This window comes from Dehalobacter sp. DCA (assembly GCF_000305775.1).
Classification (GTDB): Bacteria; Bacillota; Desulfitobacteriia; order Desulfitobacteriales; family Syntrophobotulaceae; genus Dehalobacter; species Dehalobacter alkaniphilus.
Map to the genome: position 1 here is coordinate 163,837 of NC_018866.1, position 11,298 is coordinate 175,134.

Below are 11,298 nucleotides of genomic sequence, written 5' to 3' on the forward strand. Positions count from 1 at the left end.
AATGGAACCAGTTAAAGTAGGAGTAATTTCTTGCAGTGGGGAGGATTGTCTGGGCGGTACGATCTCGCGTTTAGCTACGAGAAAAATCCTGGAACGCATCCGGTTAGGCGAATCGGTTACCATTTGCCTGCCGCTGTTTATAGCCGGAGGGGAAGAAGAAAGAGTCTTTGCTACACTCTTTCCTACCATTACAGTCGACGGTTGCGGTAAATGGTGCGCCAAGAGAGCGACGGAAGAATTGAGCGGAAAAGTCAGTGATACGGTTCAAGTTTCAGATATTATTGGTCAAGAAGCAGCGGAGAGTCCTGTTCTCTCCACCCGGAATCTATCCAAGGAACATTTGGAAATGGTGGATAAAGTAGCGGAGCAAATCAGGGTGAAGCTCGATCGCCTGGTTGATGAGAATAAATAAATTGTGAATGGCAATGTAGCGTGTGCTTGCCGAAGATAAATGACCGCATGCTGGAGGTAACCAATAATGTTAGAAATAAAACTTAACAAGAATTTATGTGGAATCTTTAAAGTTGGCAGAGTGTTTGTCAAAGAAGGGGATTCGGTCCATTGTGGTGAGGGACTGTTTACGATAGAGGCTAATAAAATAAACACAGCAATTTATGCTAATTTTGAAGGTGAAATCATCAGCATGAACTTAGCAGGTGGGAATGTAGTTAAGCCGGACAGTATTATCTTAACAGTGGATGGACAGGTGGTAAAAGAATCTAAGACAATCATAGCAAATTAAGAAAACTTTAATAAACATATTCAGGAGGTAATTGGAAATGTTGGAAATAAAAGTAAAAGATTATATAGCCTCAGTCTGCAATGTGGGTAGCCTGTTTGTTAATGAAGGAGACTTCGTCAAATGTGGAGACAATTTATTTAATGTGGAGTCCCAAAAAATTAGTACGGTAATTAAGGCTAATTTTGAAGGAAAGGTCTTAGACATCAACCTGACTAGAGGGGAATACTTGGAGCCAGGAGTGGTTGTACTCACAGTTGATGGTAAAGTAATTGAAGAATCCGAGCATCTTAGTGTTGAGCAAAAATAATATGCCAAAGATAAAATTGAAAGTTATGGAACCGAAGGGTAACGACCCCTGGCTAAACCTGGCAACAGAAGAATATTTACTGAATTCTAAGACCTCTGAAGAAATCATCTTATTGTTATGGCAAAACGATAAGACCATTGTCATAGGCGCCAATCAGAATCCCTGGAAAGAATGCAACATTAGGCTTTTTGAGGAAGATGGCGGCAGGCTGGCCCGCAGGATTTCAGGCGGTGGCGCGGTTTATCATGATTTGGGGAACCTGAATTTTAGCTTATTAATAGATCAGGCTAATTATGATTTTGACAAACAGGTCAAAATCATCACGGATGCCATAGCTGATCATCAGATTATAGCTGAATTTAAGGGCAGAAATGATATTCTGGCCAATGGTAAAAAATTTTCCGGAAATGCCTTTTATCATAATGCAAATAAAGTCTTGCATCATGGAACCCTATTAGTGGATTGTGATTTTACTGAAATGACGAAATATTTGCAGGTCTCGGAGAAAAAAATCCAATCTAAAGGAATTGAATCTATCAGAGCTAGGGTAATTAATCTCAAAGATTTGAATTCCAGTATTACAATTAATGCCTTAAAAGAGAGTATAAAGAAGCAATTTGCGCTGAACTATGGGGTGGACTATGTCCAAATCACTGACGCTGAGCTCGATATGCACAAACTGGACTCTATTTATAGAAAACATTGTTCGTGGGATTGGAGATTTGGAGATACCCCCGAATGTCAGATATCATTTGCCAACCGCTTTCATTGGGGAGAACTAAGTATTAATTTAAATGTTGAAAAAGGTTTGATTAAAAATATTCAGATATATTCAGATGCAATGGATGTCCGGTTGGTAGAAAACATAAAAAGTCTTTTCACTGGATTGCCGTTTGATGCTGACGCAATACAAAAGAAGTATAACGATTACGAGGAGAAACAAGAGTACAAGGATGTCATCAATTGGTTTGTTGAAGAAGTTCATCATTATTAAACCTACAAATAAAGTGAGTGTAGATTTTTAATAGATTATCTGTTCCTGAAGATTTTGAAACTGGGGTTAAGGAGGAGGCGGCAGGTCCGCTGACTAAAAAGATGGTGAAAAACTGTTCTAATTGCGGGCTGGGGATTTCTCAGGCTGACGGTCAAATAAGCTGTTTTAAGTATAGGACAATAAATAAGGCAGATGAAGATAAAACCTCTTGTCTTTTCCATATTGAACCAATAATTGAGGATGGCGAGCCATTGCTGCCCTTGCAACATTTGTTGTTAAAGGAAGTAGAGATAAAGCAGCATGGTATGAAAGGTCCGCTTTAAATAGGGCAGTTACTAATAGATATTGATAAGGAGAAGAGTAGTGAAAGAAGATAATAAGGCGATTATTAAGGATGAACTGACGGTGCAGGTGAACCAGAAATTGGTAGGGGGAGGCTGTGGCTGTAGCTCGATCAGTGAATCGGAAATAATGATAGATAATGATGTCCCTAAAAAATATTTAATCCAGGCAGGCGAAAACAATCAACCGATTTTTCCGGCAGAATTGGTAAAGATGCTGGGTATGGAGAATGGATCATCTATACAGGTAGTTCTATATGAAAATAAAGTAGAGATTTACCCCAATATTCATAGTCTTTCTAAATTATATATTGAACCAACGTCCAGATGTAACCTTGATTGCCGGACATGTATAAGGGAGACTTGGAACGAGCCTTTGGGATCAATGGATATTAACGTCTTTGATAGCTTAGTCGAGCAAATTAAAGAATTCAAGACTCTCCGCACAGTTATGTTTGGCGGTTTCGGAGAGCCAACCTTCCATCCAGATATCCTTTATATGATCGCGAGGATTAAATCTCTTGGCCTTACCGTTGAAATGGTCACCAATGGGACATTGTTAAATGAGGAAATGACAGAAGGATTGATTAGAAGCGGACTTGACACCTTATGGGTGTCATTCGATGGGTCAAGTGCCGAGAATTTTGAAGATATTAGAGCAGGGGCAAATTTCGACGCTGTAGTTCAAAACCTGGTACATTTAAAAAAAATAAATAGAAATAGTTGTCGCAAAGTAAAAGTTGGGATTGCTTTTGTTGTGATGAAAAAGAACATTAATGAATTGAAGAATCTTGGAGTCCTTGCCAGGAAGGTCGGGGCTAAAATGGTGTCGGTAAGCAACGTAATTCCCTACAGTGAAGACATGGTTGAAGAAATGGTATGTGATTTGGGTGTAGAAAGTAATCGAAAGCATTACGTAGGTTCAATACCAATAAACATTCCCAACATAGATATGACAGAAATAACCAAACAACCCTTATATGAGCTGTTTAGAGACTGCGATAATATCAGTATTATGAAAAACAAAGTTGGGGCAGAAACCGAAAGCTGCAGATTTATTAAAGAAAGATGTACATTTGTAAGATGGGACGGGAAAGTAAGTCCTTGCATGGGGTTGCTTCATTCCTATAAAACTTATTTTAGTATGGGAAAAATTCAAAGAGAAGTATCAAATTATTCTTTGGGAGACATTGAAGAAAAAAAACTTAAAGATATCTGGAATTCCAAAGAATATTATGATTTTAGAGAAAAAGTTAACACATTTGACTTTTCGCCTTGCCTTCAATGCGGGCCATGCAATTTAGCGGAAAACAATGAGGAGGATTGTTTTGGCAATACTTTTCCAACATGCGGGGGATGCTTATGGGGACAAGGAGTCATTCAATGCCCATAAGCAAATCGAAGAAAGTTATCTATAACTCGAAAAAATTAAGAATGAGAGGAGCTTATCGATGTCAGAGAAATGGTATCCGGTATTAAATTATGAAGTGTGTTTAGAATGTGGGGTTTGCTTTAACAAATGTAGCCATGGAGTCTTCGAATTACAAGGAAACAGGCCAATCGTAGTTTCTCCTCAAGGATGCGTTGATGGTTGTCACGGATGCGGTAATCTATGTCCTGTAGGTGCCATCGAATATGTAGGAGATACAACAGGGTGGGTCGCTCCCGGGAAACAATCCTGCTGTGAAGGTGGTTCTGGCTGCTGTGGCAGTTCAGGCTGTTGCTAATAACAGGGTAGAGGGGATGCACACATGAATTCAAAAAAAATACTGTTAATACTTGGCCTAGCTGGATTTGTAGTCATGGCAGATAATTGGGTAGTATCACCTATCCTGCCTTCGATTTCAAAAGATATTGGTGTGGATATAGCGAGTTCTGCTCTGATTATTACTGCTTATATGGTGCCTTTCGGTCTATTTCAATTGATTTTTGGTTATCTAGCCGATAAATTTGGCAAAAGACAGGTTATCAGTTTTTCCATGGTATTCTTTACCATCGCCACTGCGTTATGCGCATTAGGGTCTGGGTTAACTGATTTAGTTATTTACCGCGCGCTGACCGGAATTTTCGCTGCGTCAGTAATGCCGGTATCAATGGCTTTAATCGGAGATATCTTTCCTATAAATGAACGCCAGTCAGCGATTGGTACATTCTTAGGGATTTCTTTTTTGGGGCAGGGGTTAAGCATGCTTCTTGGGGGATCTATCGCCTATTTTTTAAATTGGCGGGGTGTTTTTGCCGTATATGCATTATTATCGGTTATTGCAACAGTGCTGTTACTGACAGTAGGCAAAAAAATTCCTTCCAGCAAGAGCGAAACCAGTCAGGTCTTAACACCCTATATAAACCTTATTACAAATCCTTTAAGCCTAAAAATTTATCTGTTGGTACTTTTTGAAGGTTTTCTCTTGATGGGAATATTTTCTTTCCTTGGAGGATTTATTAAAACAACCTATGATTTCAATAACTTCATGATTGGCTTAATTATGACGGTGTTTGGTCTGATGGCTGTGGCAGGCGGACGTATCTCGGGAAAGATTGCTTCCAGAGTTGGACGCAAAAAGACGATCTTGATCGGTCTTATCTGTACATTAGTTGGGAATCTGATCTTTATCTTGTTGGGAAATGTGTTAGCTATTTTTATTATCGGTGTTGGCTTATTAGGTTTAGGTCTAATGCTTGCCCATTCTACGTTTTTAACAATCGCTACCGGATTTGCAGAAAGATGGAGGGGCGTAGCTATGTCTCTTGTCGCATTTTGCATGATGGGTGGCGGTGGATTGGGAACGGCGATTGGAAGCCGGATCGTTGGGAACAGCAGCTATCTAACGTTATTTTCTGTTTATGGAATAGGGCTAATTGTTTTAATCCTTGCAGTGCTTCTGGTAAAAAAGAGCTTTATGCTTAACAGCGTGGAGTTGAAGTAATAGAGAAAATATATATCAAATTTTACATTATAAAATGCTATAATAAATTAAAAAGTTTACTTAATAAAGGGAGGATACGTTATTATGAGAATGCTTGCCGAGTTATTTCCGGAATTTGCCCAAAAGTTTGATGAGATTGATGAGCTGTATAAAGAAAAACGGCTCATTGATGAAAAGACTTATCAGTTCATTTGTTTTTCAGTGTCAATTAAAGCCCGGTCAAAACCCTGTGTGATTAAACATTTTAAAGGTGCTTTAGACGCAGGAGCTACTCCTCGCGAATTGGCCTATATTTTTGCCTTGGTGATGAGGGAAGCAGCAGGTGCTGATGATTGTTGGACGCATGATGTCTTAGGAGAGTGGACTGAAATCGTAGCTGGTAATGTGGACTGCGGTTGTCCAAAATAATTCTACGTAGTTACTATTAATAAATTTGAATATTAGAAGAAGCGTTACTTTCTAAGATTAAATAAACGAAGAAAGTAACGCTCTTTTGTTTTATACAAGTAGTTGTTCCTGACTTTAGAAGATAAAAGACGAAAAATCGCTGAATCACTTGATGCGCAAGAGATTCAGCGATTTTAAATTGTCCTATTATTTTAGGTTTATTGTTAGATCCAATTTTGTGCATGAACGGAACTTGGTCAGTGTCATGTTTGTCTTTAGAGGAGTCAGTTTGAGTATCGATGCGAGATCGAGATAAGTCTGGGAAACTTGGGTTGGGGTAACGATATTATTTGGGTATTCTCCCTGAACTAATGCAAGGGGGTCCTGTATTGCTTCCATGATTTGCGCGGCCGAAACGCTCTTGCCCATTGATTGTTCGAGTAAGTACTGTGCATAACGGAGTATGCATAACGCGATGAAACACATGGCAAAGTGCCCCTTAATATGTTCGTCATTCCATACGAAAACCGGTCGTGCTCTAAGGTCAGTCTTAAGTATTCTAAAACTCTCTTCGATCTTCCATAGTCCTCCGTATATCTTGGAAACCTCATCTGTGCTCAAGTTCAGGTTGTTGGTAATGACCGCATAATACCCATCATAGCGGGCGGCTTGCTCAATTTTTGCTTCATCCAGCTTCCAATCTTCTGTGTCAAGCTCCATCTGCAAAAACTGATTGCAACCCCGTTTTACTGCAGCCTTAAGCTGATAGGGTTTGTCAAGGCGTTTCTTGAGCTTCTCTAGTACGCGTTCCCTGTCGGATCTGTCTTTGTTAGCCCGTTTGGCCGACCAGGTTAAGTGTATCTTTACGGGAATTTTTTCAATAGTGTACTTCCTGGGCCTTCCTCTTTTTTTCTTTTCAGCACTTTCCTCATCCTGATCTATGGGAACCTTGACCTCCAGTATTTGCTCTACGATCTTGGAACGAGAGGTTATCTCCCCTGTGGCAAGGTCCACACTATCTTGCCATCCTTCGTCGTTCCATACAAGTTCCTTAAAGGAGTCAGGAGAACGCTTTAAAGTATAGCTGATGACGAAGTCGTGCCCACCCTTGCAGAGGTACTCAAGATTGCTGCCGCTGTTGAGTCCTCTGTCGGCAACCACCGTGATCTTTTCCAGCCTGTACAGACTCTTAAGCTTCTCTACCGATCGGGTCAGAGTACACTGATCCATCGTGTTGCCTGGAAAAAGTTCATACGTTATGGGTATGCCGTTGTTGTCCAAAAGCAGCCCCATGACCACCTGAACTTCGTTATTTTTGTGATCCTTCGAGAAGCCAAACATTCGTAATTCGCCCCAGCGGGTGCTCTCAAAAGCGTACGTTGTGACGTCATAGTATGCTTCAGGACCACTGCGGCTGGTTTTCTTTTCAAAGAAGTCAGCAAGGTGGCTTATGATGGCCTCTTTCTGCTGGGAGAGTACATCAAGAACATCGTAAAGGACATCGATCCCAAGAGAAAGGATACCCGCATAGGAATTCTGTTCCAATGCACTCGCATGGATACTGCAAGGATCTGCGCAGCGATGGGCGACAAGGTAGAATAGAGCTTGTCCAACAGCTGTAGCATTGCGCTTTCCGCAATTAGCAAGAAAAAAGGCGTCTAACCCCATAGTGCTCCAAAGCTGTTTGATTAGCGCATGACCGAACCTGAAGGAAGGAACAACATCCTGAGGTGATGTGATGTCCATAACGGTAACGCTTAAAGCGAGAGGAGCGTTCGTTTCCTTCTTTGCCCTTGTCAGTTCAGCTGCTTCAGCCTTAAGCTTGGCAATAATGTCCGGATCCTCAGCGAGCATTCGTTCATAGTTACCAATCGTCTTCACGACATGCGTCTTTTTCTTCGTTGTTCCCGGAATACGGGTATCTTCTCTAAACTGTATGACCCGGGCCTTGCCCGAGCCTGTTATGGCAACGTACATACAGAAGGCTCCTCTGGATAAAAATATCTAAAACTATTATACCATAATCGCAACTAATATAAAAGGACATAATAGGACAAAATATAATATATTTTCTACATAAAAATCAGCCCTGAACTCCGCTATCTAAACGGTTTTCAGGGCTGAGTGCTAGCAGTTTTTCGTCTTATAAGTCCTAAAGTCAGGAGCGTTACTTTCTAAGATTAAATAAACGAAGAAAGTAACGCTCTTTTGTTTTATACAAGTAGTTGTTAGAAGTTAAAAAAATATTTTAACTGACAAGTTCATCTGGATTAAGAAATAATGCAAAAATATCCATTGAGATAGTTGACGGAAACAACTAAATCTGCGTATAATATAGTTGATGATATCAACTATATTATTTTCTGGAGTGGCATGATGGATGAAAGAATAACAGATATCTACAATTTGATGCTGGAACTGTCCTGGAATTTTGGAGACCATGGCTTCAATGGCGAATGCTGTGCAGATCTTTCCTAGTAGAATTTATGGTCTTTAGAAAAAATTCTAAAATACAAAGAGTATACCAATTCAGGAAATCGGCATCGCTTTGAATTTTACCAAGAGTGGTGCAACCCGGATTATAGATCGTCTGGAACAAAAGGGATATGTTTTACGAGAACAATCGCTGGTCGATGGGCGGGTATGCTGTGTGACAGTTACACCGAAAGGGATAGAAGTAATGACAAAAATAATAGAGAAATATACTGAATATGTTCAAGGCATATTGGAAGATTTTGAGTCCGGACAAATTGAACAAATCGAAAATTCATTGGAAATGCTGGTAGAAGCGGTACAAAATAATAAACCATTTGACTCAAGCTTCTAATATACTTTTTAGAGGAGATGTTTTTTTGAACACGTTAATCATTACCCTGAAGTATTTCATTACGATTATGGCAGAACTCACCGTTCTTTTTATTGGAATCAGCACAATTATAGCCCTAGTATTAATGTATATTCCTCAGGACAAACTAAAAAAATGGATGTCGGGCAAGGGTATCTGGGGTAATATTATGGCGGTGCTTTTTGGAGCCGTGACACCTTTTTGCGCATGCTCCACTGTACCGTTAACACTCGGTTTTTTGCAGGCCGGTGTTCCCTTTGGCACGGTAATGTCTTTTGTAATTGCATCCCCGCTAATGGACCCTTTAGTATTCTCTCTAATGACAGCATTTATGGGGTGGAAGGTGGCTGTCGGTTTTTTGGTTCTGACATCGGCTTTCGCAGTTATCTTCGGAATAATCCTTGAGAAAATGGGTTGGGCCAATCAAGTAAAAAACGTTCGCCTCAAAGGGTCTGGGCCGCAAATTGGAGAAGTGCCGGAGGGGTTCAAAAGCAGGCTGAAAGTTTCCTTTCTAAAAGCCTGGGGAGATTATAAATCAGTATTTCTTTATATGATAATCGGTGTTGGGATTGGAGCAGCTATTTACGGATATATGCCTACCGATCTTCTCGCCAAAGTGGCAGGACCCGACAACCCATTTGCTGTTATCATTGTCGCATTAATCGGGATGCCGTTATATATTCGTGTAGAATCTGCAATTCCTATTGGAATCGCCCTATTGGGGAAAGGTGCGAGTATCGGTGCTGTAATAGCATTTATTATTAGCGGAGCGGGTATTGCCATCCCTGAGTTGACCATGCTTGCCAGCATATTTAAGAAAAAAATAATTATTGCATTTATTGTGATTGTATTCGTTACTGCAGTAGCATCAGGACTGCTTTTTAATATGCTTCTCTAGGCATATTCATAATATAAAAAAGAAAAGCAAAAAGGAGTAATGTGTTTATGAAAGATGAAGATGAGAAAAAAGGGTTTTTTAGTCGTTTAACTGGGAGTAACAAAACGAAAAAGGATTCATGTTGTTGTAACTTCGAAATAGAAGAAGTTACTGATGGAAAAGAAAATGATCAGAACAAAGCAAAAGAAGATGAAGGCAACTCTTGTTGCAATAAGTAATCATTAACAAAATCTGAACCGATGCGAACTGCCAGGGCGTGATATCTGAAACTCTCTGGCTTTTTTGCTTCTTTAGGGATATTTTAGTTACTCTTTAATCAATAAGCACAAAAATTTACAGAAATATATTTATTATTTTATTAAGATGTAGTAAAATGCTTTTTGTGTTGTAAAAAATATACATAAATGGATGATTGTGAAAATAATGTTGTATAAAGGAAAATATTTATTCGAGAAGTGAAATTTAAAAAAGTAATCAGGGGCGTAAAGCCATAGAGTCTCGAAGGAGATAATATTATGATAAAAAAAATAAAACACCGATTACACCAAAAATACCGCAAAAAGAGAATAGACATAGGTAAGCAGATGGTCTTGAATCAACAGAAGTTGAAACAAGGCCATCTGTTTTTTTGTGCTCGACAGAATACTGTTATATATGACAGGAAGTTATAAAAACTGAAAAATAGAAAGGCGGTGGTAACAGGTATTATTAAACAGGATGAAAAGGAAGTAGGGTTTATTTCTGTGAAAAAAAGCACAAGACTTTACAAGAAAACGCCTGTGGAATTTTAACCATCTTATGTAAAGCAGATGCCGCCGTGTAGGTTGGAATTGATATTATATGGGACAAGCTCATTACAGTATAAAGCTTTTCACCGTCCCTGCCAAAGTACATAAGACAAATACTATACGCACACACAGATTTTATCACCATTTTAAAAGACAACAAAAGCTAAAAGGCGATAACGATTCAGCGGGTAGTAAACTGCTTGAGAAGATAGCTTTTATAGCCGAGTTTACGTTTTCATGTAAACTTGGTTATTTTCATTTTTATGGGCGTTCGTACAATCCTTCTGAATATGGCTTCTCTTGTTGTGCTCTGAAAACAGAAAAGTTTGAAAAGAAGAGTTGCCGCTCTCCACCTCTGTTTTGGTTTTTTACAAAAAAATCAAAACGGAGGTTTCTATATGACAAAGATCAATTTGAAAGATTATTATCTGGTCGATAAATCTGACTTTTTCGTTGAAGTGACTCCAGCGGTTGCAAATCTACTCAAACAGTTTAGCCGAAAAGACCATGCAGACTATGAACGCAGGCGTGTACACAAGGCATACTATTCTCTTGACGCTGACGACGGTATTGAAAAGGATGTTGTCCTGCTGGTCTTATCTCCCGAGGAAATCTATGAAAGAAAACTGAGCAATCAGGAGTTGTATGCCGCTATCAACAGTCTGCCGGAAAAGCAAGCAAAGCGTCTTTATGCCTATTTCTTTTTGGATATGAGCAAAGCACAGATTGCAAGGATTGAAGGAGTTAATAAAAGCCGAATAGCGCATTCAATCAATCAGGCACTAAAAAATATGGAAAAATTTTTAAAATATAGTTTGTAGGGGGGCAACAAACGCTTAAAAAATCTGCTGATTAATAGAGGGATATACTCTACCCCCTCGACTGATCCTTGACAATTGAATAAGTGTTTTATCGGGTACTTTCCCCGTATGTCCTGTAAAGGGAAGCCAGATTGCAGGTACGCCATGATCACCTGTCCGGTATTGCGCCGGATTACAGCTGAAGGATTAATGCCATTTATGGATTGGATGAAGGTAAGGTGAAAGCGATCAATACTCTTGCAATAGAT

General features: G+C 39.5%; 12 protein-coding genes. 11 read left to right on the forward strand and 1 reads right to left on the reverse strand.

What is annotated here, in order from left to right; all coding sequences use genetic code 11:
* The first annotated feature begins 1 nt into the window (after nt 1).
* From DHBDCA_RS00855 to DHBDCA_RS00890, 7 genes are all read left to right on the forward strand, one after another.
* Nucleotides 2-412: a putative zinc-binding protein gene (locus DHBDCA_RS00855; protein ID WP_015042241.1), complete on the forward strand. Its 411-nt coding sequence runs from the start codon at nt 2-4 to the stop codon at nt 410-412.
* A gap of 66 nt (nt 413-478) precedes the next feature.
* Nucleotides 479-742: a biotin/lipoyl-containing protein gene (locus tag DHBDCA_RS00860; protein ID WP_015042242.1), complete on the forward strand. Its 264-nt coding sequence runs from the start codon at nt 479-481 to the stop codon at nt 740-742.
* 37 nt (nt 743-779) lie between these two features.
* Nucleotides 780-1,049, forward strand: a complete 270-nt coding sequence (locus tag DHBDCA_RS00865) for a biotin/lipoyl-containing protein (RefSeq protein WP_015042243.1) — start codon at nt 780-782, stop codon at nt 1,047-1,049.
* Between the two features lies 1 nt (nt 1,050).
* The gene (locus DHBDCA_RS00870; protein ID WP_015042244.1) at nt 1,051-2,043 is read left to right on the forward strand and encodes a lipoate--protein ligase; all 993 of its coding nucleotides are present in this window, start codon (nt 1,051-1,053) and stop codon (nt 2,041-2,043) included.
* 363 nt (nt 2,044-2,406) lie between these two features.
* The gene (locus tag DHBDCA_RS00880; RefSeq protein ID WP_015042246.1) at nt 2,407-3,777 is read left to right on the forward strand and encodes a radical SAM protein; all 1,371 of its coding nucleotides are present in this window, start codon (nt 2,407-2,409) and stop codon (nt 3,775-3,777) included.
* Nucleotides 3,778-4,135: 358 nt separating this feature from the next.
* A complete protein-coding gene (locus tag DHBDCA_RS00885) occupies nt 4,136-5,311 on the forward strand; it encodes an MFS transporter (protein WP_015042247.1) in 1,176 nt (391 codons plus the stop codon).
* A gap of 84 nt (nt 5,312-5,395) precedes the next feature.
* Nucleotides 5,396-5,719: a carboxymuconolactone decarboxylase family protein gene (locus DHBDCA_RS00890; RefSeq protein ID WP_015042248.1), complete on the forward strand. Its 324-nt coding sequence runs from the start codon at nt 5,396-5,398 to the stop codon at nt 5,717-5,719.
* A 186-nt stretch (nt 5,720-5,905) separates the two neighbouring features.
* Here the strand turns inward: DHBDCA_RS00890 and DHBDCA_RS00895 are convergent, their stop codons facing one another.
* A complete protein-coding gene (locus DHBDCA_RS00895) occupies nt 5,906-7,675 on the reverse strand; it encodes an IS1634 family transposase (RefSeq protein WP_015042137.1) in 1,770 nt (589 codons plus the stop codon).
* Between the two features lie 571 nt (nt 7,676-8,246).
* On the opposite strand from DHBDCA_RS00895, the gene DHBDCA_RS15645 reads away from it, so the two are divergent.
* The 4 genes from DHBDCA_RS15645 (at nt 8,247) to DHBDCA_RS00910 (ending at nt 11,050) form a co-directional block, all read left to right on the forward strand.
* Nucleotides 8,247-8,525 carry a MarR family winged helix-turn-helix transcriptional regulator gene (locus tag DHBDCA_RS15645; RefSeq protein WP_051014013.1) on the forward strand — a complete coding sequence of 93 codons (279 nt, stop codon included), beginning with the start codon at nt 8,247-8,249 and terminating at the stop codon, nt 8,523-8,525.
* Between the two features lie 67 nt (nt 8,526-8,592).
* Entirely contained in the window at nt 8,593-9,441 is an 849-nt protein-coding gene (locus DHBDCA_RS00905; protein WP_242824938.1) for a permease, read from the forward strand.
* Nucleotides 9,442-9,488: 47 nt separating this feature from the next.
* Nucleotides 9,489-9,659, forward strand: coding sequence for a hypothetical protein (locus DHBDCA_RS15340; protein ID WP_167967852.1), 171 nt, complete (start codon nt 9,489-9,491; stop codon nt 9,657-9,659).
* A 968-nt stretch (nt 9,660-10,627) separates the two neighbouring features.
* Nucleotides 10,628-11,050 carry a sigma factor-like helix-turn-helix DNA-binding protein gene (locus tag DHBDCA_RS00910; RefSeq protein WP_015042252.1) on the forward strand — a complete coding sequence of 141 codons (423 nt, stop codon included), beginning with the start codon at nt 10,628-10,630 and terminating at the stop codon, nt 11,048-11,050.
* Nucleotides 11,051-11,298 lie beyond the last annotated feature (248 nt).